Consider the following 1139-nt stretch of genomic DNA (forward strand, 5'->3'; position numbering starts at 1 on the left):
GAGCGGGGAGCCCGGAATGGGCCGATTGCCGATGCGCGGGATTGGAGAAGCTCTGCGGCTGAAGGCGGCCGGCCTGGCGACGCGGAAGATCGCGGCGAGCCTCGGTGTGGGCCAGACGACCGCGCGTGAGTATCTGAAGCGCGCCGACCGGGCGGGCCTGTCCTGGCCGCTGCCCGAGGGATGGAACGAGGCCGATCTCGAGCAGGCCTCTTCAAGCCGGTCGGCGGAGGCACCCGGAAGGACCTGGCGCAGCCGGACCGGCCGGCGGTGCACCGGGCGCCGAAGCGCAAGGGGGTCACGCTTGCGCTGGTCTGGGAGGGCTACCGCGCCGCCCACCCGGAGGATGGCTACGGCTACAGCCGGTCTTGCGAGCTTTGCCGGCGGTGGGAGGGCCGGCTGTCGCCCAGGATGCGCCAGCACCGCTTCGCCGGCGAGCGCGCCTTCGTGGATCATGCCGGCGACACGCTCGAGGTGATCGACGGCGCGACCGGCGGGGTCCGTCAGGCGCAGATCTTCGTCGGCATGCTCGGCGCTTCGAACGACACCTTCGTGGAGGCAAGCTGGACGCAGACCCTGCCGGACCGGATCGCCAGCCACGTGCGCATGCCGGAGTTCTTCAGCGGCGCGCCCGGCCAGCCGGTGTCCGACAATCTCGAGGCCGGCGTGACGAAGGCGTGCTTCTGCGAGCCGAAGGGCAACCGGAGCTATGCCGATCTCGCCGCGCACTACGGCACCGCGATCCTGCCGGCGCGCCCCTGGCGGCCGCGCGACAAGGCGAAGGTCGAGGTCGGCGTCCAGCTCGTGCAGCGCTGGATCGTCGCGCGGCTGCGGGGACGGCAGTTCTTCTCCCTCGCCGGGCCGAACGCGGCGATCCGGGAGCTGCTCGAGGCGTTCGACGGCAAGGCGACCCGGCACCTGGGCGCGCGCCGGCGCCAGCTGTTCGAGACGCTCGACCGGCCGGCGCTGAAGGCGCTGCCCGCCCGGCCTTGCGAACGGGCCGGGCGGCTCGAGCACCATGTCGAGATCGGCAAGCATTGCCACTCGGTCCCGCCCCCCTTCTTCGCCGGAAACTCCGGGCGAGGGTGACGGTCCGCACGGTCGAGATCTTCCATGACGGTCAGCGCGTTGCGGCCCGGGTT

Annotated in this window: 1 protein-coding gene; it reads left to right on the forward strand. The window is 72.3% G+C overall.

The window, feature by feature from the left end:
* Positions 1-267: 267 nt before the first annotated feature.
* Positions 268-1086, forward strand: a complete 819-nt coding sequence (istA, locus tag QSJ97_RS24570) for an IS21 family transposase (RefSeq protein WP_285675140.1) — start codon at positions 268-270, stop codon at positions 1084-1086.
* Positions 1087-1139 lie beyond the last annotated feature (53 nt).

This window comes from Paralimibaculum aggregatum (assembly GCF_030270585.1).
GTDB lineage: Bacteria > Pseudomonadota > Alphaproteobacteria > Rhodobacterales > Rhodobacteraceae > Thermohalobaculum > Thermohalobaculum aggregatum.